At 73.7% G+C, this 23,961-nt stretch carries 27 protein-coding genes and 1 pseudogene; 4 read left to right on the top strand and 24 right to left on the bottom strand.

Annotated features, from left to right (window positions below; translation table 11 throughout):
• Positions 1-9: 9 nt before the first annotated feature.
• The 16 genes and pseudogenes from BJP59_RS02195 to BJP59_RS02120 form a co-directional block, all read right to left on the bottom strand.
• Entirely contained in the window at positions 10-726 is a 717-nt protein-coding gene (locus BJP59_RS02195) for a C40 family peptidase (protein WP_194522894.1), read from the bottom strand.
• Positions 727-728: 2 nt separating this feature from the next.
• On the bottom strand, positions 729-1,163 hold the full coding sequence (locus BJP59_RS02190) for a flagellar FliJ family protein (protein ID WP_043660553.1): 435 nt from the start codon (positions 1,161-1,163) through the stop codon (positions 729-731).
• Positions 1,163-2,445 (bottom strand): annotated as a pseudogene (locus BJP59_RS02185) (FliI/YscN family ATPase). Before BJP59_RS02185 ends, BJP59_RS02190 begins: the two are co-directional and overlap by 1 nt.
• Before the next feature lie 95 nt (positions 2,446-2,540).
• Complete coding sequence (locus tag BJP59_RS02180) at positions 2,541-3,191, bottom strand: FliH/SctL family protein (protein ID WP_194522095.1); 651 nt, start codon at positions 3,189-3,191, stop codon at positions 2,541-2,543.
• Positions 3,181-4,302, bottom strand: a complete 1,122-nt coding sequence (gene fliG / locus BJP59_RS02175; protein WP_086149053.1) for a flagellar motor switch protein FliG — start codon at positions 4,300-4,302, stop codon at positions 3,181-3,183. Before fliG ends, BJP59_RS02180 begins: the two co-directional genes overlap by 11 nt.
• A gap of 577 nt (positions 4,303-4,879) precedes the next feature.
• Positions 4,880-5,926 carry a flagellar basal-body MS-ring/collar protein FliF gene (gene fliF, locus BJP59_RS20270; RefSeq protein WP_336244593.1) on the bottom strand — a complete coding sequence of 349 codons (1,047 nt, stop codon included), beginning with the start codon at positions 5,924-5,926 and terminating at the stop codon, positions 4,880-4,882.
• A gap of 2 nt (positions 5,927-5,928) precedes the next feature.
• Positions 5,929-6,258 (bottom strand): flagellar hook-basal body complex protein FliE, encoded by a 330-nt coding sequence (gene fliE, locus BJP59_RS02165; RefSeq protein WP_061266694.1) that lies wholly within the window; start codon positions 6,256-6,258, stop codon positions 5,929-5,931.
• Between the two features lie 5 nt (positions 6,259-6,263).
• Positions 6,264-6,656 carry a flagellar basal body rod protein FlgC gene (locus BJP59_RS02160; protein WP_021482578.1) on the bottom strand — a complete coding sequence of 131 codons (393 nt, stop codon included), beginning with the start codon at positions 6,654-6,656 and terminating at the stop codon, positions 6,264-6,266.
• Between the two features lies 1 nt (position 6,657).
• Positions 6,658-7,002: a flagellar basal body rod protein FlgB gene (locus BJP59_RS02155; protein ID WP_021482579.1), complete on the bottom strand. Its 345-nt coding sequence runs from the start codon at positions 7,000-7,002 to the stop codon at positions 6,658-6,660.
• Between the two features lie 232 nt (positions 7,003-7,234).
• Entirely contained in the window at positions 7,235-7,552 is a 318-nt protein-coding gene (locus BJP59_RS02150; RefSeq protein ID WP_194522094.1) for a hypothetical protein, read from the bottom strand.
• Positions 7,542-7,964 carry a flagellar export chaperone FliS gene (gene fliS / locus BJP59_RS02145; RefSeq protein WP_021483132.1) on the bottom strand — a complete coding sequence of 141 codons (423 nt, stop codon included), beginning with the start codon at positions 7,962-7,964 and terminating at the stop codon, positions 7,542-7,544. Before fliS ends, BJP59_RS02150 begins: the two co-directional genes overlap by 11 nt.
• Positions 7,965-7,990: 26 nt before the next feature.
• Positions 7,991-9,367 (bottom strand): flagellar filament capping protein FliD, encoded by a 1,377-nt coding sequence (fliD, locus tag BJP59_RS02140; RefSeq protein ID WP_043658829.1) that lies wholly within the window; start codon positions 9,365-9,367, stop codon positions 7,991-7,993.
• Positions 9,368-9,478: 111 nt separating this feature from the next.
• Positions 9,479-10,333 carry a flagellin N-terminal helical domain-containing protein gene (locus BJP59_RS02135; protein WP_086149055.1) on the bottom strand — a complete coding sequence of 285 codons (855 nt, stop codon included), beginning with the start codon at positions 10,331-10,333 and terminating at the stop codon, positions 9,479-9,481.
• A gap of 231 nt (positions 10,334-10,564) precedes the next feature.
• Complete coding sequence (locus BJP59_RS02130; protein ID WP_061266687.1) at positions 10,565-11,422, bottom strand: flagellin N-terminal helical domain-containing protein; 858 nt, start codon at positions 11,420-11,422, stop codon at positions 10,565-10,567.
• Positions 11,423-11,554: 132 nt separating this feature from the next.
• Positions 11,555-12,418 (bottom strand): flagellin N-terminal helical domain-containing protein, encoded by an 864-nt coding sequence (locus BJP59_RS02125; protein ID WP_194522093.1) that lies wholly within the window; start codon positions 12,416-12,418, stop codon positions 11,555-11,557.
• 151 nt (positions 12,419-12,569) lie between these two features.
• Positions 12,570-13,370 carry a sigma-70 family RNA polymerase sigma factor gene (locus BJP59_RS02120; RefSeq protein WP_194522092.1) on the bottom strand — a complete coding sequence of 267 codons (801 nt, stop codon included), beginning with the start codon at positions 13,368-13,370 and terminating at the stop codon, positions 12,570-12,572.
• 205 nt (positions 13,371-13,575) lie between these two features.
• Between BJP59_RS02120 and BJP59_RS02115 the strand changes: the two genes are divergently transcribed.
• The 4 genes from BJP59_RS02115 to fliW are packed head-to-tail and all read left to right on the top strand — an operon-like array spanning position 13,576 to position 16,765.
• Positions 13,576-14,064: a flagellar protein FlgN gene (locus BJP59_RS02115; RefSeq protein ID WP_021483253.1), complete on the top strand. Its 489-nt coding sequence runs from the start codon at positions 13,576-13,578 to the stop codon at positions 14,062-14,064.
• Between the two features lie 12 nt (positions 14,065-14,076).
• The gene (gene flgK, locus BJP59_RS02110) at positions 14,077-15,498 is read left to right on the top strand and encodes a flagellar hook-associated protein FlgK (protein ID WP_144680717.1); all 1,422 of its coding nucleotides are present in this window, start codon (positions 14,077-14,079) and stop codon (positions 15,496-15,498) included.
• Positions 15,499-15,527: 29 nt separating this feature from the next.
• On the top strand, positions 15,528-16,400 hold the full coding sequence (gene flgL, locus BJP59_RS02105) for a flagellar hook-associated protein FlgL (protein WP_021483277.1): 873 nt from the start codon (positions 15,528-15,530) through the stop codon (positions 16,398-16,400).
• On the top strand, positions 16,400-16,765 hold the full coding sequence (gene fliW, locus BJP59_RS02100) for a flagellar assembly protein FliW (RefSeq protein WP_021483278.1): 366 nt from the start codon (positions 16,400-16,402) through the stop codon (positions 16,763-16,765). The genes flgL and fliW overlap by 1 nt, the downstream gene beginning before the upstream one ends.
• A gap of 204 nt (positions 16,766-16,969) precedes the next feature.
• Here fliW and BJP59_RS02095 read toward each other — a convergent pair whose 3' ends face one another.
• From BJP59_RS02095 to BJP59_RS02060, 8 genes are all read right to left on the bottom strand, one after another.
• Positions 16,970-17,458, bottom strand: coding sequence for a hypothetical protein (locus BJP59_RS02095; RefSeq protein WP_021482434.1), 489 nt, complete (start codon positions 17,456-17,458; stop codon positions 16,970-16,972).
• A gap of 31 nt (positions 17,459-17,489) precedes the next feature.
• On the bottom strand, positions 17,490-17,852 hold the full coding sequence (locus tag BJP59_RS02090; RefSeq protein WP_021482435.1) for a response regulator: 363 nt from the start codon (positions 17,850-17,852) through the stop codon (positions 17,490-17,492).
• Positions 17,849-18,319: a chemotaxis protein CheX gene (locus BJP59_RS02085; RefSeq protein WP_043658113.1), complete on the bottom strand. Its 471-nt coding sequence runs from the start codon at positions 18,317-18,319 to the stop codon at positions 17,849-17,851. Before BJP59_RS02085 ends, BJP59_RS02090 begins: the two co-directional genes overlap by 4 nt.
• Positions 18,316-18,699: a response regulator gene (locus BJP59_RS02080; protein WP_021482437.1), complete on the bottom strand. Its 384-nt coding sequence runs from the start codon at positions 18,697-18,699 to the stop codon at positions 18,316-18,318. The genes BJP59_RS02085 and BJP59_RS02080 overlap by 4 nt, the downstream gene beginning before the upstream one ends.
• Entirely contained in the window at positions 18,696-19,508 is an 813-nt protein-coding gene (locus tag BJP59_RS02075) for a CheR family methyltransferase (protein ID WP_043658116.1), read from the bottom strand. Before BJP59_RS02075 ends, BJP59_RS02080 begins: the two co-directional genes overlap by 4 nt.
• The gene (locus BJP59_RS02070; RefSeq protein ID WP_163188833.1) at positions 19,505-20,557 is read right to left on the bottom strand and encodes a protein-glutamate methylesterase/protein-glutamine glutaminase; all 1,053 of its coding nucleotides are present in this window, start codon (positions 20,555-20,557) and stop codon (positions 19,505-19,507) included. The genes BJP59_RS02075 and BJP59_RS02070 overlap by 4 nt, the downstream gene beginning before the upstream one ends.
• A 64-nt stretch (positions 20,558-20,621) precedes the next feature.
• Positions 20,622-22,229, bottom strand: coding sequence for a methyl-accepting chemotaxis protein (locus BJP59_RS02065; protein WP_194522091.1), 1,608 nt, complete (start codon positions 22,227-22,229; stop codon positions 20,622-20,624).
• Positions 22,230-22,293: 64 nt separating this feature from the next.
• Positions 22,294-23,910: a methyl-accepting chemotaxis protein gene (locus tag BJP59_RS02060; protein WP_194522090.1), complete on the bottom strand. Its 1,617-nt coding sequence runs from the start codon at positions 23,908-23,910 to the stop codon at positions 22,294-22,296.
• Between the last annotated feature and the right edge of the window lie 51 nt (positions 23,911-23,961).

Below are 23,961 nucleotides of genomic sequence, written 5' to 3'. Positions count from 1 at the left end.
TGGTCCTCCTCAGCCGATCACGCGGCGGATGGTCGTCACGGAGGCGTCGGTGACGTCCGTGATCTCGACGGTGCGGCCGGGCTTGGGCGCGTGGATCATCTGCCCGTCGCCCACGTAGATGCCGATGTGCTTGCCCCCGCGCTGCACCACGAGGTCGCCGGGTCGCGCCTCGGCGAGCGAGCCGACCTCGGTCCCCTGGCGCATCTGGTCGCGCGCGACGCGCGGCAGGTCGACGCCGTGCGCGGAGTACACGAGCTGGACGAGGCCCGAGCAGTCGAGGCCGCCCTCGCCGAGGCTCTCGCCGCCCCACACGTACGGCACGCCGAGGTACTGGCGCGCCGTCTCGACGACCGACCGTCCCGCCACGCCGTCGGTCGCGCCGTCGGGCGCGGTCGCCGGGCCGGCGGGCGCCGCAGGGGCCGCGGGCACGACGGCCGCCCCCGCCGCAGCGCCCGGCGACGCCCCCGCCCCGAACAGCGCGCTGCGCGCGAGCTCGTCGGCGCCGGTCGCCCCGGACAGCGTGCCGAGCAGGCGCCCGACCACGTCCGAGCCGGTGCCCGTCGCACCCGTCGTCGGCAGCGCCGAGAGCGCCGAGAGCGCCGACGCGAAGTCGGTCGCGCTCGTGGATGACGACGCCGTCGTCGACCGGCCGGGGGCGGCCACGACGTCGTGCAGCGCCACGATCTCCGTGCGGATCTCGCCCACGCGGGCGAGCGCCTGGGTCATGCTCACGTCGTCGACCCCCCGGCCGTCGTGCGCCGCGCGGCCGAGGCGATCTCGTCGAGCGCGGCCTGGTCGGCGCGCCCTTCCGCGCGGGCCGTCTCGGCGTCGTGCCGCTCCTCGAGCTTCTCGAGGCCCAGCGCGGCGGCGCGGGCGCGCGCGAGCTCGGCGCGCGCCTCGTCCACGGCGTGCGCGCGCACGCGCTCCTCGGACTCGAGCACGGAGAACAGCGCGCTCGCCGCGGCGCGGGAGGCCGCGAGCCCGGACAGCGCCGCGCTCGTCGTCGGGCGCTCGGGCGAGGCGTCGAGGTAGGCGGCGAGACCGCCCGCCTCCTCCACGGTGCGCGCGAGGTCCGCGTGCGCTCCCGCGAGCGCCGCCTTGGCGCCGTCCTCCTCCAGGCGGCGCAGGCGCAGCACGCCCGCGAGCCGGAACTTCCCCGCCATCAGTCCTCCCCTCCGGCCAGCACCTGGGTGAGCCGCGTGAGGCGCGCCCACGACTCCTCGGCCGGCGTCCTGTCGGTCATGACCTGCTGCAGGAAGGCGTCGATCGCTCCCTGGTGCTCGAGGCTCGCGTCGACGAGGGGGTCGGTGCCCTTCTTGTACGCCCCGATGTCGAGGATGTCCTGGGCCTTGCGGCGCGCCGCGAGGACCCGGCGCAGCGTGAGCGCGACCGACCGCTGCTCGGGCGTGGTCACGCGCGACGCGACGCGCGAGACCGACGCGAGCGCGTCGACCGCCGGGTAGTGGCCCGAGACGGCGATGGACCGGTCGAGCACGACGTGCCCGTCGAGGATCGAGCGCGCCTGGTCGGCGATCGGCTCGTTGTGGTCGTCGCCGTCGACGAGGACGGTGTAGATCCCGGTGACGGAGCCCGTCGCCGCGGTGCCCGCGCGCTCGAGCAGGTTCCCCATGAGGGAGAACGTCGACGGCGGGTAGCCGCGGGTCGCGGGGGTTCCCCCACGGACAGCCCGATCTCGCGCTGCGCCATGGACACGCGCGTGAGGGAGTCCATCATGAGGACGACGTGCGACCCGGCCTCCCGGAACGACTCGGCGATCCGGGTCGCCGTGAAGGCTGCGCGCCGGCGCATCATCGCGGGCTCGTCGGACGTCGCGACGACGACGACCGACCGGGCCAGGCCCTCGGGGCCGAGATCGTCCTCGAGGAACTCGCGCACCTCGCGCCCGCGCTCGCCGACGAGCGCGATGACCGACACCTCGGCGTCGGTCCCGCGCGCGACCATCGACAGCAGCGAGGACTTGCCGACGCCGGAGCCGGCGAACAGCCCGATGCGCTGCCCCCGGCCGAGCGTGGTGAGCGTGTCGAGGACCCGCACGCCGGTCTGGAGCGGCGTGTCGATGCGCGCCCGCTCCATCGCGGCGGGCGCGTCCGCGTCCACGGGCACGCGGGGCGCGCGCCCGAGCGGGCCGCGCCCGTCCACGGGGCGGCCGAGCGCGTCGACCACGCGGCCGAACAGCCCGCGCCCGGTCGGGACGAGGACCCCGGTGCCGCGCGTGCGCACCGGGTCGCCCGCGCGGATGCCGGAGAGCCGGCCGAGCGGCATGCAGCGCGCCCTGCCCTCGGCGGTCGCGACGACCTCCGCGTCGAGGGGGTGCGGGCCGTCGCCGACGTGGACGAGGTCGCCGATGCCGCAGCTCAGTCCCGCGACCTCGAGGCTCAGCCCGACGGCCGACGTCACGACGCCGACCCGCTCGGGCCGTGCCACCGCGACGAGGGAGTCGAGCGCGGGCGGGCGGGAGTGCGGGCGGGTCGCGCCCGCCGCGGTGCGGGTGCCCGGCACGGCCGAGCCGACCGGGGCCGTCACGACGACCCTCCGGCCACGCCGGGCCCGGCGTCGGGCGTGAGGTCGGGCCCGACGTCGAGCAGCGCCAGCTCGGCCCGCGCCCGGTCGACGGCGGCCCGGACGCGCGCGTCGAGGAAGCCGTGCTCGAGCTCCGCGACGGCGTCGCCGCGGTCGAGCGACGCGTCCGCGACGAGGCGGACGTCGTCGACCCCGGCCTCGGTCAGCAGGCTCACGTCGTCGGGGTGCAGCCGCACGGCGACGACCGCGCCGTCGGCGACGGCCGTCGCGCGCGCGAGGGCCGCGCGGGCGGCCCCCGGCCGGTCGGTGAGCTCGTACCCGAGGACGGACCCCGCGAGGTCGAGCGCGCCCCGGACCGTGGCGTCCTGCGCCGCGGCGACGACGGGGACGGTCCGCTCGCCGAGCGCCCGGGCGGCCTCGCGCAGGACGGCGACCGCGCGTGCGGTCCGCTCGTCCCGCTCGGCGGTGCGCCGCGCGTGGTCCGCCTCGAGCGCGGCGCGCAGGCGCTCCGCCTCGTCGCGGGCCGCGCGGGCCCCGGCCGCGTAGCCGGCGGCGTACCCGCGGGCCGACGCCGCCGCCTCGACCTCCGCGACGCGGTCGCTGCGCAGGACCGGCACGGCCCGCGGCACGAAGGAGGCGTCAGTAGACAAGCTCGTCCCCGTCCGTGCGGTGGATCGTGATCTTCTCGTCGGCCTCGAGGTTGCGGACGACGCGGACGATCTCCGCGCGCGCCTCCTCGACCTGGCTGATGCGCACTCCGCCCAGCCCGGCGACCTCCTCCTCCAGCAGCGCCCGGTTGCGCTCGGAGATGTTCTTCGTGATCGTCTCGACGACCTTGGCGGTCGTGCCCTTCATGGCGAGCGCGAGCACCGACATCTCGACGCCGCGCAGGATGATCTGCACGTCGCGCGCCTCGAACGAGGCGATGTCCTCGAAGGTCAGCATGCGCGAGCGGACCTCCTCGGCGAGCTGCGGGTCGCGGGCCTCGAGCCCTTCGAGGACCGCCTTCTCGGTGGCGCCGTCGGAGCGGTTGATGATGTCGACGAGCGGCTGGACGCCGCCGAGGATCTCGACCGGCTGGCGCGGGGTGATGCTCGCGCCCATGCGGGTGCGGAACTGCTCCGACACGATCTTCACCGCGTCGGGCGACGCGGTGCCCATGGTCGCGAGCGCCTGCGCGACGTCGGTGCGGTAGTCGTCGGCCAGCTTGGCGAGCACCGCGGACGCGACGCCCGAGCTGAGGTGCGCGAGGACGAGCGCGACGGTCTGCGGGTGCTCGCCGTCGAGCAGGGACACGATCTGTCCCGGCTCGGTGCCGTCGAGGTACTCGAACGCCTTGCCCTGCATGCTCGCGACGAGGCGCTCGACGACGTCGGCCGCCCGGTCGGCGCCCATCGACGCCTCGAGCAGCCCGACGGCGAAGTCCTTGCCCCCGCGCGGGCGCGGCGTGCCGGACAGCGCCATGTCGTAGAACTCGTCGAGGGCCGCGACCGCCAGGTCCTCGTCCACCACCTGGGTGCGCATGATCTCGGCGGCGACCTCGGAGGCCTCCTCCTCGGAGAGCAGCGACAGGACCGTCGCCGCCCGCTCCTGGCTGAGCTGCATGAGCACCAGGGCGACCTTCTGCACCCCGCTCATCGCGGCGACCTTGCGCGCGGCCTCGGTCGCGAGCGCCGCGGCGGCGGGGTCGAGGGCGGCCGCCAGGCCGGCGGCGCCGGTGCCCGCGGGCGCCGTCTCCGGCGGTGCCGTCGTGACGCTCATCGCTGCGCCCCCGCCCGGTCCTCGGCGAGCAGCACCCGCAGGTACTCGGCCGTCTTGTCGGGGTCGGTCGCCGCGAGCGCGTCGATCTCGGCCCGACGCTGGTCGAGGCTCGTGAACCGCGGGGTCGGCGGCTGGATCTCCGGCCGCTCGGGCACGGGCTCGAGCTCGCCCTGACCGCCGCCGGACAGGAGCGCCGGGTGCTCGTCGTCGCGGTCGAGCTCGTGCAGGGTCGTCATGCGGAGGTCCTCGAGGTCGACCGTCTCGCGCCGCTCACGGCGACGACGGGCGCGCCGCACGGCCACGAGCACGATCACCAGGGCGATGAGCACCCCGGCGACGACCGCCGCGGTGCGCAGCATCTGCGCCCGGCTCTCGGCGGCGGCCGCCTCCTCCGCCGCGGCGAGCGCGGCCTGGGCCGACTCCGCGGCGCCCGTGTCGAACGGCAGCACCGCGACCTCGACGGTGTCCCCGCGCTCGGCGTCGATGCCGGCGGCGGCGGAGACCATCGCGGTGATCGCGGCCGTGTCCATGCCCCGGGCCACCTCGGCGTCGAGCGCGACGGACACGGCCTGCCGGGTCAGCGCGCCGGCGGGCGTCGTCGTGGTCTCGGTGACCTTGTCGATCGCGTTGTTGCGCGTGGCGTCCTCCGACGTGTAGCTGCTGTCGGCGCCCGCGCCGCCGGGGACGGCGATGTTGTCCGGGCCGAGCACCCCGGCCTGGCCCCGGCCCCGCCGGTGTACTCCTCGGTCGTCGTGGACTCGTTGAGGACGGGTCCGCCCTCCGGGGTGCGGAACGTCTCCTCGAGACGCTCGGAGCTCGCCACGTCCATCTGGGCGGTGACGGCGACGGTCGAGTTCCCGGCGCCGACGACGCGGTCGAGCATCGCCTGCACCTGCCCGGACACCTTCTCCTCGTACTGCCCGGCCTGCTCGCCCGACGAGCGCGCCCCGACGCCGACCTCGGAGAGCACCTCGCCCTGCGCGTCGACGACCGCGACGTCGGTGGGCGCCATGCCGTCGATCGACGCCGAGACGAGGTGGACCATCGCCTCGACCTGCTCGGTCGTCAGCTTCTGGCCCCGGGCGGGAGCGACGAACACCGACGCGGTCGGGGTGCCCTGCTCGGCCGCGAAGACCGTCTCCTCGGGGATCGCGAGCTGGACGGTCGCCGTCTCGACGCCGTCCATCGCGGAGAGGGTGCGGGCGAGCTCGCCCTCGAGCGCGCGCTTGTACGTCACGTCCTGCTGGAACTCGCTCGACGTGACGCCCATCTCGTCGAGCAGCGAGTAGCCGCCCGTCGACTCGTCGGCGGGCAGGCCGGCCGTCGCGGCCGCGAGCCGCTGCTCGTAGACCCGCTCCTCGGGCACGAGCACCGTGCCGCCGCCGTCGGTCAGCTCGTAGGGCACGCCCTGCGACCGGAGCTGGTCGACGATCGCGGCGGCGTCCGCGCTCGACATGCCGGAGAACAGGGGCGTGTAGCTGGGGCGCGACGCCCACGACACGAGCGCGACGATCCCGACCACGAGGATCGCGAGGGCGAGCAGCGCGAGCGTGCGCTGGGCGATGGTGAAGTCGCGGACGGCGCCGAACGCGCGGCCGAACGTCGACCTGATCTTCTCGGGCATCGTCAGGCCTGCATCCTCATGATCTCGTTGAACGCGTCGACCGCCTTGTTGCGCACGGCGGCGACGAGCTCGAGGGTCGTCTGGGCACGGGTGGAGGCGATGGTCGCCTGGTGGACGCTCTCGAGGTCGCCCGTGACGGCGGCGATCGCCAGCTCGTTCGCGGCGCCCTGGAGCTGCTGCGTGCTGTCGACCGCACCGCCCAGCACGTCGGCGAAGGCGCTCGCGCCCGCGGCACCGGTCGACCCGGTCGCGGCGGCAGCGGTCGCGGAGAGGCTCTCGACGCCGGTGAGGTACCCGGTGCCGGTCGTGGCCTCGACGGAGGGGATGGACATGAGGATCACTTCCCGATCTGGAGTGCTGCTTCGTAGGCCGTCTTCGCGCGGTCGATCACGGCGGCGTTCGCCTGGTAGCCGCGCTGGGCGAGGATGAGGCTCCCCATCTGCTCGGACATGTCGATGTCCGGGTAGCGCACGTAGCCGTCCTCGTCCGCGAGCGGGTGGTCCGGCTCGTACGTGAGCCGGCCCTCCGCGCTCCCCCACGCCGCCCCGGCGACGTACGCGCCGGGGTTCTTCTCGCCGCCCTCGGTGGCGAGGACGTAGCGGGCGCGGAACGCCGCGTCGTCGGTCGACGTGACGGTGTTGACGTTGGCGAGGTTGTCCGCGACGGCGTCGAGCCACTTGCGGTGCAGGGTGAGGCCGGTGCCGGCGATGCCGAGAGCGTCGTAGGTCATGTCAGGCCGTCCGCATCGCCGCGCGCAGGGCGGCAGCCTCGCCGCCGACGGCCTGGGTCGCGAACTGGTAGCGCAGGACGGTGTCGACGTTCGAGACGGTCTCGGTGTCGAGGTTGACGTTCGAGCCGTCGAGCCGGGTCGGCTCGAGCGAGCGGTCGACGGTGAAGGCGGTGCGCCGGGCGTCGCCGTCGGCGACGGAGGCCGCCAGCGCCTCCTCGAACTGCACCCGCTTCGCGGTGTAGCCCGGGGTGTTGATGTTGGCGACGTTCTCGGCGATGGCGCTCTGCCGGGCGGACAGCCCGTCCAGCGCGCTCTGGATCGCTACGGAGGTGACGGAGTCGAACACGGTCGCGGATTCCCCACGTCGTCGGTGTCGGCCGTCCGATGGCCTGCGGGGGGAGCGGTCCGTGCTCACCCTGAGCCGACGACGACCGAGGGGCCGCCGCCGTACGTCGTGCACGCGCAGCGGGGACGCGTGCTGCGCGGTCGGTCGTGTGCTCACCCGACCCCTATGCAGGGTCGCGACGCGTGAGCCGTGCTCGCCCGGGAGCGCCGCCGGGCCGGAGGTGTCGCGAGGGTCAGGCGCTCACGTCGAGGTACGCCGCCGCGGTCGAGTCGTGCGCGCGGGGCACACAGGTCAGGGCACGGGAGTGCCGCCGGTTCTCCACGATGGCCGCGTGCAGGCGGTCCACCACGTCGGCCTGGCGGACCAGGACCTCGAGCGCGCGGTCCACGAGCTCGGCCGGGAGCCGCCCCAGCCCGGTCGGAGGGGTCCACGCGGCCAGGTGGGCGACGGCCGTCTCGCCGGCGTGCTCGCCCGCGACCGACGCCATCGCGTCGAGCTCGTCGAGGGCACGGGCCCAGGCCGTGAGCGCGCCCGCGCGGTCAGGCGACACCGGTCGCTCCGCCGCCGTGCGCCGCAGCGCTCCCGTGCCCGGCGGGCAGCACCTCCGCGGCCTGGCGCCACGTCTCCTGGAGCGGCACGACGATCTCGAGGACCTCGTGCGTGCGCCCGATGTCGCGGTGGACGTTCGCCGCGACCAGCGCCTCGTGGACGTAGACGTAGAGGGCCATGAGGTCCTCGGCACCGTCCCAGACCGTGGTGTCGAGCGAGCCCATGAGCTCGGCCACGATCGCCTGCGCGTGCAGGAGCTGCTCGGACGCGGCGGCCCACCGCTCCTCGCCCTGCGCGGCCTCGGCCCGGCGCAGGTCGAGGACGAGACGGTCGTAGAGCAGCGTCAGCAGGCGCGCGGGGGACGCGGTGAGGATGGCGTCGCGCCCGTAGGCGCTCCGGGCGAGGTGGGTCACGGCGGTTCCTTCGCGGGAGGTGCGGCTCAGCGCTTCGAGGACGAGGAGGGCATGAGGGTCGCGAGCTGGCCCGTCAGCCACTGCTGCTGCGAGTCGAGCTTGGCGAGCTGGACCTCCATGACGGTGTACTGCGCGGTGAGGCGCTTGAAGCGCTGCTCGAGCCGCTGGTCCCACCGGGCGATCTGGTCGTCCAGGCGGGTCGCCTGGGTCTCGCGGTTCTTGACGGACGTCGTGAGGAGGCCGTCGTACTTGTCGGAGAGCATCTCGGAGGCCTTCTGGACGCGCGTCGCGACCTGCGTGAACGTGCTCATCGTCGTGTCGGGGTCGGCGGCGAGGGCCGCCGAGAGCTTCTCGGCGTCGAACGTGACCTCGCCGTAGCGCGTGATCTCGATGCCGATCGACGACAGCGACGCCCCGTCCACCGGGTCCGTGACGGCGCCGAGCAGCGACTGGCGCGCGTTGCGCACGATGGACTCGCCGGCGAGCGTCGCGCCGGAGGTCGAGCCGTCCGACCCGATGGTCACCTTGGTCTGCGTCCCGATGCGCGCGAGGATCGCGCTCACGGCGTCGACGAGGCTGCGGACCTTGTTCGCGCGCGCCTCGGGGTCCTCGCCGACGGTGACGGTCACGGGGTCGGCGGACGCCTTCGAGACGGTGACGTCGATGCCGGGGAGGAGGTCGGTGAACGTGCTCGACGCCGAGGTGACGGTCTGCTCGGCGGCGGTGCCGGCCCACAGGCGCACCACGGAGTCGGCGGCCGCCGTGACGGTGGCCGCCCCGGGAGCGGCGAGCAGGTTCGTCGCGGTGCCGGCGTCCACCTCGGCGGCGGTCCCGGCGTGGAACGAGAACGCGCCCGCGGCGCCCGTCGCGGCGCCCGTGAGCTGGAGGCGGTAGAGCTTCTCCCCCGTCGCGGCGTCGGTGCCCGCACCGACCTTGACCGCGGTGACGCCCGCGTCGGCGCGGTTGATCGCCGCGACGACGTCGTCGAGCGACGTGGAGGCCGCGGTCAGCTCGGTGTGCTCGCCCGCGGCGTCCGTGAGGGTGAAGCGCGTGGTGGGAGCCGTCGTGAGGGTCGCGGTGACCGACTTCTGCGCGGTGGCGACGGCGTCGACGACGACGTCGATGCTCCCCGGAGAGGCGCCGGCGCGGGCGGCGACCGAGACCGCGTCGGACGAGCCCTTCGCGGTGAAGAGCGCGAGCGCGTCGCCGGCGGTGAGCTCCTTGGCGAGCTTCGCGAGCGCGGCCACGCGCGTGTTGAGGTCCTGGAGCGCGGTGATCTCGGAGCGCTCGGCCTTGACCTTGGCCTGGAGCTGCTGCTGCGGGATCGACTCGACGGCGATGAGCTGCTTGACGAGGTCTGCCGTGTTGAGACCGCTCGACAGCCCGGTGAAGGAGATGCCCACGCGGATCACCTCCAGGTGTGGGACGGGGGACGTGCTGGGGACGTGGTGCGGAGAAGACCCGGCGGACGGCGCGGAGGGCGGTCCGTGCCGCCCGCCGGGTGGCCGTCAGGGTCAGCCGAGGAGCTGGAGGACTCCCGAGCTGGCCTGGTTCGCCTGGGCCAGCATCGCGGTGCCGGCCTGGGACAGGATGTTGGTGCGCGAGTAGTTCATCATCTCCTTGGCCATGTCGACGTCGCGGATGCGCGACTCGGCGGAGGTCAGGTTCTCCGTCGCGACGTTGATGTTGGAGATCGCGTACTCCAGGCGGTTCTGCGTCGCACCCAGGCCCGAGCGAGCCGTCGACACAGCCTTGAGCGCCGTGTCGATCGTCTCGATCGCCGCCTGCGCGTTCGCCGCCGTGTTCACCGTGAGGGAGCTGCCGCCCGCGGCGGCGTACACGCCCGCCTCGATGACCGTCTGGAGGTCGTTGGTGGTGAGGTCGATGGTGATGGTGTTGCCGTCACCGGTGCCCTCGGCGCCGACCTGGACCGTGAGGTCGGTCGCGCTGGACTTGAGCAGGTCGATGCCGTTGAAGTTCGTCGAGTCGACGATCCGGTCGAGCTCGTCGGCGAGCTCGTCGAGCTCCGACTTGATGGCGGTGCGCGCGTCGGCGTTGTTCGTGTCGTTCGCCGCCTGCACCGACAGGTCGCGCATGCGCTGCAGGATCGACTGCGCCTCACCCAGCGCACCTTCCGCCGTCTGCACGACGCTGATGCCGTCCTGCGCGTTGCGCGCCGCGACGCTGTAACCGTTCACCTGGGCCTTGAGACCCTCGGCGATCGACAGACCCGCGGCGTCGTCCGCCGCACGGTTGATCCGCAGACCCGACGACAGCTTCTCCAGCGACTTGCTCTGGCTGTTCTGGGTGCTCGTGAGGTTCCGGTACGTGTTGAGTGCCGAGACGTTCGTGTTGACGCTGAAGCCCATGATGAGTCCTCCGTGAGACGGGCGAGTGGATGATCCCCCAGCCCATCCATGGGCCGGTCACCGAGCACTCTCGGCACCCACCACCACCTCGTGGGGGACGACTTTCGACGAGTTCCCCGTCCCGTCGGGGGCGCCCGCGGTGCGCACAGCACGACGGCGCCGCACCGGGTGCTCCGGTGCGACGCCGTCGGTGGGGACGGCCGCGCGGGACCGGCCGCGCGGCCGTCAGGATCAGCCGAGGAGCTGGAGCACTCCCGAGCTGGCCTGGTTCGCCTGGGCCAGCATCGCGGTGCCGGCCTGGGACAGGATGTTGGTGCGCGAGTAGTTCATCATCTCCTTGGCCATGTCGACGTCGCGGATGCGCGACTCGGCGGAGGTCAGGTTCTCCGTCGCGACGTTGATGTTGGAGATCGCGTACTCCAGGCGGTTCTGCGTCGCACCCAGGCCCGAGCGAGCCGTCGAGACGGCCTTGAGCGCCGTGTCGATCGTCTCGATCGCGGCCTGCGCACCGGCGGCGGTCGCGACGTTGAGCGACGTCCCGCCGTTGGTGGCGTCGTAGACGCCGGCCTCGATGATGCCCTGCAGGTCGTTGGTGGTGAGGTCGATCGAGATGGTGTTCCCGCCGCCCGCGCCCTCGGCGCCGACCTGGACCGTGAGGTCCGTCGACGTCGACTTGAGCAGGTCGATCCCGTTGAAGTTCGTCGAGTCGACGATCCGGTCGAGCTCGTCCGCGAGCTCGCCCAGCTCCGAGCTGATGGCGGTGCGCGCGTCGGCGTTGTTCGTGTCGTTCGCGGCCTGCACCGACAGGTCGCGCATGCGCTGCAGGATCGACTGCGCCTCACCCAGCGCACCTTCCGCCGTCTGCACGACGCTGATGCCGTCCTGCGCGTTGCGCGCCGCGACGCTGTAACCGTTCACCTGGGCCTTGAGACCCTCGGCGATCGACAGACCCGCGGCGTCGTCCGCCGCACGGTTGATCCGCAGACCCGACGACAGCTTCTCCAGCGACTTGCTCTGGCTGTTCTGGGTGCTCGTGAGGTTCCGGTACGTGTTGAGTGCCGAGACGTTCGTGTTGACGCTGAAGCCCATGATGAGTCCTCCGTGAGACGGGCGAGTGGATGATCCCCCAGCCCATCCATGGGCCGGTCACCGAGCACTCTCGGCAGCCACCGCCCCCTCGTGGTCAGTGATCTGCGTCACTTCTCGAGAGCCTCAGGAGCCTCAGCCCAGGAGCTGCAGCACCGACGACGGCGCCTGGTTGGCCTGCGCGAGCATCGCCGTCCCCGCCTGCGCCAGCACGTTCAGGCGCGCGCCGTCGCGCAGCTCCTGGGCGAGGTCGGCGTCCCGGATCCGCGACTCCGCCGCGCGCAGGTTCTCCCCCGTGCTGCCCGCGACGCGCGCCGCGTGGTCGAGCCGGTTGATCGTCGCGCCCATGCGCGAGCGCTCCTCCGAGACGCGCGAGATCGCGCGGTCGATCGCCTCGACCGCCGCACGCGAGGTCATGTGCGCGAGCTCGGGGTACCCCGCGCCGGTCAGGCTCACGCGCAGGTCGCCGTCGCCCGCGACGAGCACCGACGACACCGCCCACGTCACGCGCGGGAGCTGGACGGCGATCGTCGAGGCGGCGTCCCCCTCGGCACCGACCTGGAAGGTCACCGTCGGCTCGCTCGCGAGGAGGAGCTGGTCGGCGAAGGCCGACTCGTTGTGGGTCCGGCTCACCTCGCGCGCGAGCGCCGTCAGCTCGTCCTCCATCGCGGCGCGCGCGTCCGGCCCGTTCGTGTCGTTCGCGGCCTGGAGCGCGAGCTCGCGCATGCGCTGGAGCATGCTCTGGATGCCGCCGAGCGCGCCGTCCGCCGTCTCGAGCATGGCGACCGCGTCCGCCGCGTTGCGCTGCGCGACGGCGCTGCCGTTCGCCTGGGCCCGCAGGCCCTCCGCCGTCGTCAGGCCCGCGGAGTCGTCCGCGGCGGTGGTGATCCGCAGGCCGGACGCGAGCCGCTCCGCCGACGCCCCCTGCTCGCGCTGCGTCGTCGCGAGGCGGCGGTACGTCGTCGTCGCCGCCACGTTCGTCACGATCGAGAGACCCATGCGTGCGCTCCTGTCCCGCGCGGCCCCGGGCGGGCCGGCTCGTCCGGTACCGGCCCGTCACCTCGACCGGCCTGCTCCTGGGGACTGTCGGACGCCGCGGCCCGACGGTGGCCGACATCGACCGACGCCGGTCGACGCCGTCGCGCCCCGGTCACGACGCCGCGGGCACCGCCCAGGCGGACCGCTGCGTGGCACCGCCCGCGACGCGCTCGCCCATCGCGGCGAGGTACTCCCGCCGGCGGGCCGTGAGCGGCGCGGCCGGGCCCTTCGCCTCGCGGCCCGAGTAGTGGGCCTCGAGCCCTTCGCGGAGCAGGCGGACCGCCTCGATCCGCGCGTGCGAGACGGTCGAGTGGCTGATCCCCAGCTCGGCGGCGAGCTCGCCGACGCTGCGCCCCGCGAAGTACACCTGCTCGACGACGTGCCGCAGCTGGTCCGGCAGCGCCGCCACCGCCTCGCGCACCACGTGCCGTTCCTCGACGGACAGGACCTGCTCCTCCGGGGTCGGCGCCTCGAGCGCGACGTGGTCGTAGGTGGTGTCCTCCATCGCCACGATCGAGCGGCCGGCGTCGTCCCGGGCCGCGCGCACGTCCGCGACCACGACGCCCATCGCCTCGGCGACCTGCGCGTCGGTCGGCTCGCGGCCGAGGGACGCCGTGAGCGACGCCGTCACGGCCGTCAGCGCCTTGATGCGGCGGCGCGCCGAGCGCGGAGCCCAGTCCTGCGAGCGCAGCTCGTCGGCGAGCGCCCCCACGATGCGGCGCCGCGCGTACGCGCCGAACGGGACGCCGCGGGTCGGGTCGAAGCTCGTGGCCGCCGTGGTGAGGGCGACGGCGCCGACCGACGCGAGGTCCTCGCGCGAGAGGTGGTCGGCCCGCGCGCACAGGTCGGAGACGAGGAAGCCGACGAGGGCAAGGTTGTCGACGACGAGAGCGTTGCGCTCGGAGAGGTTCACGCCGAAGCACCTTTCTGCTGGGGCGGGCCCGGTACGGCACCGGGAGACGCGGGTGAGGCACGCGGTGGCACCGCGTCCTGACCTCTCCCATGCAGCGGGCCCGGGGATCAGCCGCCACATGCGCGCCGCGCGTGCCGACAGTGGGTCTCGAGCGGGCGCTGCCCGCCGCCCCGACCGACCACCGCGCACACAAGGGAGAGCCACGTTGGGCCCTCAGGAGCTGTCGACCCTGCTGTGGCGAGAGCGCGAGCTGCTCGAGATGCTGCTGTTCAAGCTCGAGGAGGAGCAGCTGCTCCTCACCGCCGGCCGCACCCGCTGGCTCGCCCACGCGAACCGCGAGGTCGAGACCGTGATGGAGAAGGTGCGCGAGGCGACCCTCGTGCGCACCGTCGCGTCCGAGACCGTCGCGGCCGAGTGGGGCCTGGCGCCCGACGCCACGCTGCGGGAGATCGCCGCGGCCGCCCCGGCCGCGGGGCCCTGGCGCGAGATCTTCGAGGGCCACCTCACGGGCCTCACGGAGCTGACGGTGCGGATCAAGACCGTCCGCGACACGAACACGCAGTTCGTCAACCACGCGTCGCGCTCCACGCAGGAGACGCTCGCGACGCTCGGCGGCGAGCCCCGCACCTACGACGCGACCGGCGCCACCACGGACCGCTCCGACGTCGCCCGCCTCTTCGACACGGTGCTGTAAGGAGTCCCGCCCATGAGCTCGTTCTCCATCCTCAACACCGCCTTCCGGGGCATGAGCGCCGCCCAGGCGGGCATCGACGTCACCGGTCAGAACGTGGCCAACGTCAACACGCCGGGCTACACGCGCCAGCGCGTGCAGCAGTCGGCCACGGCCCCGCTCACCGAGATGGGCCTGGGGCGGCTCTCGCAGTCCGCCCGGTCCGGCCAGGGCGTGACGATCGACGGCGTCGCCCGGCTCGGGAACCTCTTCCTCGAGTCGCGCGTGCGCCAGACGGCGTCCGCCGACGGGTACGCGAGCGTGCGCGCCGCGGCGTTCACGGCCGTCGAGGACATCCACGGCGAGCCCTCCGACACCGGGCTGTCCGCCGCGCTGCAGTCGTTCTGGGGCGCGTGGCAGGACGCCGCGAACTCCCCCGGCAAGGACGCCCAGGCCTGGGTCGTGGTCGAGGAGGCCGGCGCCGTCGTCGACCGGATCGTCGACGGCCGCGCCCGCGTGGAGGCCGCGTGGGGCCAGGCGCGCACGAGCGCGGGCTCGCTCGTGGCCGAGATCAACACGGTCGCCGACAAGATCGCCGCGCTCAACACGCGCATCCTCGACGCCTCCGGCCAGAACGGCTCCGCCAACGAGCTCGTCGACCAGCGCAACCAGCTCGCCGCCGACCTGGCGCGCCTCGCGGGCGCCCAGACGAGCACGAACCCCGACGGCACCGTCAACGTGCTCCTGGGCGGGAACCTCCTCGTCGACGGCCACCACGTGAACGAGGTCCGGCTCGTCGGGTCCTCGACGCTCGACGGCGCGGCCGACGACGCGGTGCGGCTCGAGTGGTCGCACCGCCCGGGCGCGGCCGTCGGGCTCGAGGGCGGCGAGCTCGCCGGGCACCTGTCGGCCCTCGCGCCGGTGTCGTCCGGCGGGATCTACGCCCAGGCCGCGGCGGGCTACGACGCGCTCGCGTCGGCGCTCGTCACGCAGGTCAACGCGCTGCACACGACGGGCCTGACGCCGTCGGGCACGCCGGGCGGCGCGTTCTTCGCGATCGAGCCCGGCAGGTCCGCGGGCGCCGGCCTGCGGGTCGCGGTGACCGCGCCCGGACAGGTCGCGACCGCCGCCGTCGGGGCGGGATCCCTCGACGGGTCCGTGGCCGACCGCATCGCCGCGCTCGGGAGCGCCGGCGGCGGTCCCGACGCGGTGTGGTCGACGCACGTCACGCAGCTCGCCGTGAAGTCGAGCTCCGCCGGCTACGACGCGAAGCTCGCGACCACGGCGTCGACGGCGGCGTTCAGCGACCTGCTCTCGCACTCCGCCGTCTCGCTCGACGAGGAGACCGTGAACCTCATGCAGTACCAGCACGCCTACCAGGGCGCGGCCCGCGTGCTCACCGCCGTCGACGAGATGCTCGACCACCTCATCAACCGCACCGGCCGCGTCGGGCTGTAGCCCACGACCAGGTCCGCAAGGGGAGAACCGTGCGCATCACCAACCAGATGCAGGCCTCGTACGTCACGAGGAGCCTGCAGTCCAACCTCGCGAGGATCGCCGAGCTCCAGGAGCAGGGCACCTCGGGGCGCAAGCTCACGCGCGCCTCGAGCGACCCGTCGTCCGCGGCGGACGCCCTCGCGATCCGCGGCCGCCTCGCGGCCGAGCAGCAGTACGACCGCAACATCGCGAACGGCGAGGGCTGGCTCGCGACGCTCGACTCGACGCTCGGCACCGTGACCGACATCGTCCAGCGGGTGCGCGACCTCGTCCTCCAGGGCGCGTCGGACACGACGTCGACGGAGGGCCGGGAGGCCGTCGCCGCGGAGCTCGTGGAGCTGCGCGACGAGCTGCTGCGCCAGTCGAACTCCACGTACCTCGGGCGCACCGTCTTCGCCGGAACCTCGGACGAGGGGGTCGCGTTCCGCGACGACTACTCGTTCACGGGCGGCGGGGCGTCCGTCGAGCGCCGCATCGGCGTCGACTCGACGGTGCGCGTCGACATCGACGGCGCCGCCGTCTTCGGCACCGGGTCCGGCTCGGTGTTCGCGCTGCTGGACACCGTGGCGGCCGACCTGCGGGCCGGCAACGGGAGCGGCGGCCATCTCGCCGCCGTCGACGCGCGGCTCGACGCGGTCCTCACCCAGCACACGACCGTCGGCGCGCGCCAGAACCAGCTCGAGCGCGCCGCCGACACCAACCTCGGCAACCGCACCTCGCTCGAGACGCGCCGCGGCGCCATCGAGGACGTCGACCTCGCCGAGCTCGCGATCGACCTCCAGCTCAAGCAGGTCGCCTACCAGGCGACCCTGAGCATCGGCGCCACCCTCCTGCAGCCCTCCCTCCTGGACTACCTCCGCTGATGACCACGCTCACGTTCGTCACCCCGCCTCCCGGCCTCGCGGCCCGCCGGTTCGAGCTGCTCACCGAGCAGGGCGACGGCGTCTACACGCTGTCCGCGCTCGACACCCCGGGCGTCGAGATGCTCGTCCTCGACCCCGGCCGCTGGGTGCCCGGCTACTCCCCCGCCATCCCGTCGTCCGACCTCGCGCGCATCGGGGCCGAGGACACCGACCCGCTCGTGCTCGTCGTCGCGAGCGTGCGCGCCGGCGGCGTGCACGCGAACCTCATGGCGCCGGTGCTCGTGCACCCCGACACGGGCGCCGCGGTCCAGTCCGTCCTCGACGGCCAGGGGCTCGACCTGCGACGGACCCTCGTCACCGCCTGACGTCGCGGACGACCGCGTCCCCGCCCCGACCACAGCCACCCCGGCGCCGCTCACGGCACGGGGTGGCTGTCCGTCGTCGTGCGGTGCCGGACGCGCGCCGGGGCGGGCACCGGGGACGAGCACCGAGCCGAGGGACGACGAGAGGCCGGGCCCGGGGCGTGCGCCCCCGGCCCGGCCTCCGCACAGGTCTCGGTCCCGTCGCCGTCAGGCGAGGACCACCGTCAGCGCCCCGCCGCCGTAGCCGGCGATCTCGATCTCCGCATCCAGCCGGCGACCGGTGCTGCGCAGGAACGACACGGGCGCACCGGGCAGCGGCCCGCGCGTCGAGTCGAACACCTCCGCGAGCTTGAGGTGCGGCGCGTCCTCCGCGTTGAAGAGCGCGGCGGTCACGTTGAGGACCTCGGACAGGTTCTCGAGCAGGACGTCGCTCAGCGTGCCCTCGGCCGCCGCGTCCTGGGCGGGGCCGGGCGGCACGAGGCCGATCGAGGCGCCGAGGTGGGCGCCGAGCGGGACGTCGACGGCGACGACCGCCTCGACCTGCGCCCGGTGGCTGACGTAGGTCGCGGCGATGACGCCCGGCCGCGTCTCAGGCGTCAGGAGCGCGCTCGCGCGCACGGCCGTGCACCCGCGGCCGACCAGTCCCGCGTACAGGTCGCGGATCTCCTTGAGCTCGGGCAGGGGGGTCGTGGTCACAGGGGGCTCCTCCGGGGGGACGTGCGTCGGGTCAACGGACGTGGGGACGCAGGACGTCCTCGAACGTGTCCGCATCGAACGGCTTGGCGATGAGGAACAGGGCGCCCTCGGCGTCCGCGAGCTCGCGCATCTGCGGCGAGCCCTCGGACGTGACGAAGCCGAACGGCACGGTCGACCCCGCGGCGCGCAGCGCGCGCAGGACGTCGATGCCGTTCATCTCCGGCATGTTCCAGTCGGACAGCACGAGGTCCGGCTGCTCCGCCTGGGTGAGGGCGAGCGCCTCGGCGCCGTCCCCGGCCTGCAGGATCTCCCAGTCCTTGAACCCCGCCTGGCGCAGGGTCCGGACGACGATCTGCCGCATCACGCGGCTGTCGTCCGCGACGACGACTCTCACAGCTGTTCTCCGTCCTTCGAGGTCCACAACGAGATGACGAGGGGTTCGCCGCGCCACAGCAGCGCCTGCGCGTGGTCGGCCGCCCGCGCGACCGCCGGGCCCGTGGTGTCGACCACGGGCAGGGTGAGAGAGGAGCCGCCGTCGAGCATGCCCTTGAGGTTCCCGCCGACGACGTTGGCGACCTCGCCGAGCGCGTCGCGCACGTCGTCGAGGCCCACGGTCTCGTCGTCGTCCAGCTGGAGGAGCGCGCGCGCGATGCGGTCCGCGGTCGGGCGGGCGGTCACGACGAGCGTGCGCCACGAGGTCGGGCCGACGATGTCGACCCACGCGTGCACGGGGTCGGGGATCGGCGCCCCGAGGGCGTCGACGGGCTCGAGCAGGCCCGGCTCGCCGTCGACCATGGCGGCGAAGAGGTCCTGGGCGATGGGCAGGACGCTCCGGGTGAGCGTGTCCCGGGTGTCGATCATGCGAGCTCCTTGGTCGGCAGGAGCCCGAGCATGTCGAGCTTGCCCATGAGTGCGTCCGGCGTGAACGGCTTGATGAGGTACTCGTGGGCACCGGCGGCGAGCGCGCGCACGATGCGCGACTGCTCGGACTCCGTGGTGATCATCATGAGCGTGAGGTCGCGCCACTCGCGGCGCGCGCGGACGGCCTGCACGAACTGCAGCCCGTCCATCACCGGCATGTTCCAGTCGACGCACGCGAGGTCGAAGCGCTCGCCCGCCTCGAGCAGGTCGAGCGCCTGGCGTCCGTCACCCGCCTCGGCGGTCTCGAAGCCGAGATCCCTCAGCGTCGTGGCGACGATGCGGCGCATCACGCGGGCGTCGTCGATGATCAGCGCTCTCATGCGCTGCCTCCTCGGAGTCGGTAGATGGAGCCCTGCGTGACGTCGACCCGTTCCCACGCGGGATCGACGCCGACGGTGGTCTCGGCGGCCCCCAGCAGGAGGAAGCCGCCCGGCCGCACCCGGCTGCGGAGCCGGGCGAGGATCGACTGCTTGGTCGGCATGTCGAAGTAGATGAGCACGTTGCGCAGGAAGACGATGTCGAACATCCGCGGCCCGGGCGGTGCCGTGAGCAAGTTGTGCTGCTGGAACGTGAGGTTCTCCCGCAGCGCCGGGTCGACCTCCCACTCGGCGCCCACGCGCCGGAAGTTGCGCACGAGCATGGGCGCGGGCAGGCCGCGGTTGATCTCGAGCTGGCTGTAGCGGCCCGTCCGGGCCCGCTCGACGACCTGCGCGTTGATGTCCGTCGCGAGGATCCGGTAGCTCCGCACCCGCTCCTCGCGCAGGACCATCGCGATGCTGTACGGCTCCTGGCCGGTCGAGCACGCCGCGGACCAGATGCTGAGGTCCGCGCCCGCGAGCTCCGGCAGGATCGCCCGGCGCAGGGCGGTGAACGGCGAGGTGTCGCGGAACCAGGACGTCTCGTTGGTCGTCATGGCCTCGACGACGCGCACGGTCTCCGTCGGGGAGCCGCCCCGCAGGTAGCGGCGGACGTAGCTGTCGACGGCGTCGGGACCCTGCAGGCCCTTCTCGCGCGCGAGCGGCCCGAGCCGGGCCTCGACGAGGTACTCCTTGCCCGGCGCGAGCTGGATCGCGCTGTGCTTGCGGACCAGGTCGCTCACGTAGGCGAACGACTGGGTCGAGACGGTCATGCGTGCGCTCCTTCGGCCGCACCGACGATGGCGCGGGCGACCTGGTCGAGGGGAAGGACCGCGTGGGCGTGCCCCGCGGTCGTGACGGCACCCGGCATGCCCCAGACGACCGAGCTCTGCTCGTCCTGGGCGAGCACGTGGCCGCCGGCGCGGGCGATCTCCCCCGCGCCGTCGCGGCCGTCGGAGCCCATCCCCGTGAGGACGACGGCGAGCAGGTCGCCGCCGAGCGTGCGGACCGCGGAGCGGAACAGGACGTCGACGGCGGGGCGCGTGAAGTTGACGGGCGGCCCGTCCGTGACGAGCGTCGTCAGGCCCGTGCCCTGGCGGCCGAGCTCGAGGTGCCGGCCGCCGGGCGCCAGGTAGGCGTGACCGGGACGGAGCACCTCGCCGCCGGCGGCCTCGACCACCGTCGTGGGACCCGCGCGGTCCAGGCGCTCGGCGAGCTGCCGCGTGAACACCGGCGGCATGTGCTGGACCACGAGCATCGGGACGGGCAGCGGCGTGGTCAGGGACGACAGCACGGTCCGCAACGCCTCCGGCCCGCCCGTGGAGGAGCCGACGACGACCGCGCGCACCGGTCGGGCCGGGGCGGGACGCCGGACGGCGGTCGTCGTCCCGCCGGACCGCGCCGTCGGGGCGGCGGGCGCGCGCGGGACGAGCGCCTTGATCTTCGGCGTCAGTTCCAGGCCGACGCGCTCGAGCGCGGTCTGGACCGACCCGCTCCCGCTCGGCTTGGTGACGTAGTCCGTGGCTCCGGCCGTGAGGGCGTCGAGCGTCGCGGCCGCCCCGCGCTCGGTGAGCGTCGAGAACATCACGACGGGCATGCGCCGGCCGGCCGCGCGGAGCGCCCGGACCGTCTCGATGCCGTCCATGACGGGCATCTCGATGTCGAGCGTGACGACGTCGGGATCGAGCTGCTCGACCTTCGCGAGGGCGAGGCGGCCGTCGGCCGCCGTGCCGACGACGGTGATCTCGGGGTCCCGGTCGAGCGTCTGCGCGACGAGGCGACGGATCACGACGGAGTCGTCGACGACGAGCACGCGGATCATCGTCGACCTCCTCGGGCGCGGCGCGCGCCGGCTGAGCGGGGTGCGAGCGTCATGGCCGGCGGTCTCAGAGCCGGAACCGGGAGACCTGGGCGTCGAGCAGCTCGGAGACGTGGGCGAGCTCGCCGACGGCGACGTTGAGCTGCTCCATCGACCGCGCGCTCTCCTGCGCGCCGGCGGCGATGCCGGTGATGTTGCCCGCGATCTCGCTCGACCCCGTCGCCGCCTCCTGCACCCCCCGCGACATCTCGTTCGTCGTCGCCGTCTGCTCCTCCACCGCCGACGCGATCGTCAGCTGGTAGTCGTTGATCCGCCCGATGATGTCCGCGATCTCCCCGATCGCCTCCACCGCACCCACCGTGTCCCCCTGGATCGCCTCCACCCGACGCGCGATGTCCTCCGTCGCCTTCGCCGTCTCCTGCGCCAGCTCCTTCACCTCGCTGGCCACCACCGCGAACCCCTTGCCCGCCTCACCCGCACGAGCCGCCTCGATCGTCGCGTTCAACGCCAACAAGTTCGTCTGCTCCGCGATCGACGTGATCACCTTGATCACGTCACCGATCTCCTGCGACGACGTCCCCAGCTTCTGCACCGTCTCGTTCGTCGCCGCAGCACGCTCCGTGGCCTTGTTCGCCACCTTCGCCGCCTCGTTCGAGTTCTGCGCGATCTCCCGGATCGAAGCCCCCATCTCCTCCGCACCCGCAGCCACCGTCTGCACGTTCTGCGACACCTGCTCCGCCGCCGACGCCACCACACCCGACTGCGCCGCCGTCTCGTCCGACGACGCCGAGAACTGCGCACCCGCCGCAGACAGCTGCTCCGTCGCCGCAGCCACCGCCTCCGACGTCCCCGCCACCTCCGCGATGATCCCCCGCAAGTTCTCCTGCGCACTCGTCAACGCCGCAGCCATCTGCCCCAGCTCGTCACGACCCACCACCTCGGCCCGCACCGTGAGGTCGCCGTCGCCCAGCGCGGTCAGGCTCCTCGACACGGCCCGGATCCGCAGGGCGATCCCGCGCGCCACGACGTAGGACAGCGCGGTCGCCGCGAGGGCGCCGAGCACCGCGACGAGGATCGTGGCGAGCAGCGCCCGTGCCGCGAGCGTGTCCGTCTCCTCGGCGAGCTCCGCCGCCTGCTCGCCCTGGGACGCCGTCTCGACCTGCATCGCGTCCAGGACCCCCGTCGTCAGGGGGCGGACGGTGTCGTCGAAGTACGCGGCGAAGCCTGCGGTGTCACCCGCGTCCGCCAGCGGGAACAGCTCGCCCTCGGCCGCCGCGTAGTACGCGTCCAGGGCGGCGACGAGCGCGTCGACGTCGGTCTGGCTCACCGCGTTCGGACGGTACGCCTCGATCTGGGCCTCCAGGTCGACCTTGCGCTCCACCAGCTCGTCGAGGAGGCTCGCCCGGGTCTCCGCGTCCGCGATCCCGTACTGGACCACGCGGGCGCGGTCACCCTGGAAGGCGCGCTGGATCTCCGTGAGCTGCTGCAGCGGCGTGACGTTGCCGCGGTACATCTCGTCGGCGTCCGAGCGCAGCTGGCGCATCGAGACGAGCGCGACGGCCGTGATGACGGCCGTCACCACCACCATCACGAGGACCGACGTGAGGATCTTGACGAGGACGGGGCGGTCCCCCCACAGGCGTCGGGGCGCGTCCTGCTGCTGGTTCGTGGTCATCGTGGTCGTCTCTCTGCGTGGGTGCGTGGGTGCGTGGGTGCGTGGGTGTCGGGGGGTCAGCAGGTCAGTAGGTGAACCGGGAGGCGCGGCCGCGCAGCTCGGCGGCCATGCGCGCGAGCTCGGCGATCGACCCGTTCATCTGCTCGACGGCCTGGGCCGTCGACGAGGCGCCGGCGGCGATGCCGGTGATGTTGCCCGCGATCTCGCTCGACCCCGTCGCCGCCTCCTGCACCCCCCGCGACATCTCGTTCGTCGTCGCCGTCTGCTCCTCCACCGCCGACGCGATCGTCAGCTGGTAGTCGTTGATCCGCCCGATGATGTCCGCGATCTCCCCGATCGCCTCCACCGCACCCACCGTGTCCCCCTGGATCGCCTCCACCCGACGCGCGATGTCCTCCGTCGCCTTCGCCGTCTCCTGCGCCAGCTCCTTCACCTCGCTGGCCACCACCGCGAACCCCTTGCCCGCCTCACCCGCACGAGCCGCCTCGATCGTCGCGTTCAACGCCAACAAGTTCGTCTGCTCCGCGATCGACGTGATCACCTTGATCACGTCACCGATCTCCTGCGACGACGTCCCCAGCTTCTGCACCGTCTCGTTCGTCGCCGCAGCACGCTCCGTGGCCTTGTTCGCCACCTTCGCCGCCTCGTTCGAGTTCTGCGCGATCTCCCGGATCGAAGCCCCCATCTCCTCCGCACCCGCAGCCACCGTCTGCACGTTCTGCGACACCTGCTCCGCCGCCGACGCCACCACACCCGACTGCGCCGCCGTCTCGTCCGACGACGCCGAGAACTGCGCACCCGCCGCAGACAGCTGCTCCGTCGCCGCAGCCACCGCCTCCGACGTCCCCGCCACCTCCGCGATGATCCCCCGCAAGTTCTCCTGCGCACTCGTCAACGCCGCAGCCATCTGCCCCAGCTCGTCACGGGCCTCCACCTGCGCCCGCACCGTGAGGTCGCCCGAGGCGAGCGCGCCGAGCGCGTGCTGGACCGTGCCGGCGGAGCGCCGGATGCCGTTCGCGACGCGCACGCCCACGACGACCGCGATCAGCAGCCCGACAGCGGCGACGACGATCATGAGGAGGAAGGCCCGCGTGGCCTTCGCCGCGGCGTCGTCCGCGACGGTGTCGAGGTAGGCGTACACCGCGTCGCCGGACGCCGCCAGCGAGGTCCGGTAGGACTCGATGATCTCGTCGTTGGCCGCCTGGATCTCGGGCGTCACCGCCTTGGCCTCCACGGCCGGCATGAGCGTCGCGTCGCGGAAGGCGAGCCACTCGGCCCAGCTCGCCTTGAACGCGTTCCAGTTCGGCTCGTCCACCCCGTCGGCGGCCAGCACCGCGTCGATCACGCCGATCTGCTCCTCGACGAGGGCGTCCGTCGCGGCCATCTGCTCCACGGTCTGCTCGCGGGCCTCGCCCTGGACGATGTCGTACTGGTAGGTGAGCCGCCACGCCTCCTGGGCACCGTGGTCCACCTCCGCGTTGCTGCGCAGGAGCGAGCTCGCGACGCTCGCGACCGACGCCGTGTCGTCGGACGTCGACCGCAGGCTCTGCAGGGCGAACCCCACGACGAGGACGAGCACGACGGCGAGCACGCCGAGCGCGGTGAGGATCTTCGTGCGGACGGAGAAGTCGGCGAAGCGACGCCGGCGCGCGGCGGGCCGCGGGGTCTCGAGCGTGGACATGAGGAGCTCCTGGGGACGTGGGGACGAGAAGAGGAAGGGGGCGAGCCGGTC

This window comes from Cellulosimicrobium sp. JZ28, from assembly GCF_015327065.1.
GTDB classification, from domain to species: Bacteria; Actinomycetota; Actinomycetes; order Actinomycetales; family Cellulomonadaceae; genus Cellulosimicrobium; species Cellulosimicrobium funkei.
The sequence above is the reverse complement of the archived record's forward strand: the minus strand, read 5'-3'. Positions and strand labels throughout refer to the sequence as shown.

Bases quoted from the DNA above. Each gene is read 5' to 3' on its own strand.
- BJP59_RS02195 (WP_194522894.1), bottom strand. From the start codon at position 726: ATGACCCAGGCGCTCGCCCGCGTGGGCGAGATCCGCACGGAGATCGTG.
- BJP59_RS02190 (WP_043660553.1), bottom strand. From the start codon at position 1,163: ATGGCGGGGAAGTTCCGGCTCGCGGGCGTGCTGCGCCTGCGCCGCCTG.
- fliG (WP_086149053.1), bottom strand. From the start codon at position 4,302: ATGAGCGTCACGACGGCACCGCCGGAGACGGCGCCCGCGGGCACCGGC.
- fliF (WP_336244593.1), bottom strand. From the start codon at position 5,926: ATGCCCGAGAAGATCAGGTCGACGTTCGGCCGCGCGTTCGGCGCCGTC.
- fliE (WP_061266694.1), bottom strand. From the start codon at position 6,258: ATGTCCATCCCCTCCGTCGAGGCCACGACCGGCACCGGGTACCTCACC.
- BJP59_RS02160 (WP_021482578.1), bottom strand. From the start codon at position 6,656: ATGACCTACGACGCTCTCGGCATCGCCGGCACCGGCCTCACCCTGCAC.
- BJP59_RS02135 (WP_086149055.1), bottom strand. From the start codon at position 10,333: ATGGGCTTCAGCGTCAACACGAACGTCTCGGCACTCAACACGTACCGG.
- BJP59_RS02130 (WP_061266687.1), bottom strand. From the start codon at position 11,422: ATGGGCTTCAGCGTCAACACGAACGTCTCGGCACTCAACACGTACCGG.
- BJP59_RS02125 (WP_194522093.1), bottom strand. From the start codon at position 12,418: ATGGGTCTCTCGATCGTGACGAACGTGGCGGCGACGACGACGTACCGC.
- flgK (WP_144680717.1), top strand. From the start codon at position 14,077: ATGAGCTCGTTCTCCATCCTCAACACCGCCTTCCGGGGCATGAGCGCC.
- fliW (WP_021483278.1), top strand. From the start codon at position 16,400: ATGACCACGCTCACGTTCGTCACCCCGCCTCCCGGCCTCGCGGCCCGC.
- BJP59_RS02085 (WP_043658113.1), bottom strand. From the start codon at position 18,319: ATGATCGACACCCGGGACACGCTCACCCGGAGCGTCCTGCCCATCGCC.
- BJP59_RS02080 (WP_021482437.1), bottom strand. From the start codon at position 18,699: ATGAGAGCGCTGATCATCGACGACGCCCGCGTGATGCGCCGCATCGTC.
- BJP59_RS02075 (WP_043658116.1), bottom strand. From the start codon at position 19,508: ATGACCGTCTCGACCCAGTCGTTCGCCTACGTGAGCGACCTGGTCCGC.
- BJP59_RS02070 (WP_163188833.1), bottom strand. From the start codon at position 20,557: ATGATCCGCGTGCTCGTCGTCGACGACTCCGTCGTGATCCGTCGCCTC.
- BJP59_RS02065 (WP_194522091.1), bottom strand. From the start codon at position 22,229: ATGACCACGAACCAGCAGCAGGACGCGCCCCGACGCCTGTGGGGGGAC.
- BJP59_RS02060 (WP_194522090.1), bottom strand. From the start codon at position 23,910: ATGTCCACGCTCGAGACCCCGCGGCCCGCCGCGCGCCGGCGTCGCTTC.